General features: G+C 39.4%; 1 protein-coding gene. It reads right to left on the bottom strand.

Annotated features, from left to right (window positions below; all coding sequences use genetic code 11):
- Positions 1 to 254: T9SS type B sorting domain-containing protein (locus ACY2RU_RS17875; protein ID WP_490139846.1), on the bottom strand; the 254-nt coding region annotated here is incomplete at both ends.

The following is a 254-nucleotide window of genomic DNA, read 5'->3' as shown; positions in this document are numbered from 1 at the left end:
TATCGTTTCAGGGTAAAGTGTCCTCTAAATTCTTTTCTTTTTTCGTTCTCAGTATATTCTACTTGGAACCAGTAATCACTCGAAGGAAGTGGGTTTCCATTGTAAGTACCATCCCAACCAGTGCCTAACGGACTGATCTGCTTTAAGAGCTTTCCATACCTGTCAAATATATAAATTTTTGCCGTAGGGTCACCATTTGCGATCCCAATGATATTCCATGTGTTGTTAAATCGATCCCCATTCGGAGTAAAGAA

Source organism: Ulvibacter sp. 2305UL32-6 (assembly GCF_058148545.1).
This window is presented reverse-complemented; position numbering and strand designations above follow the sequence as displayed.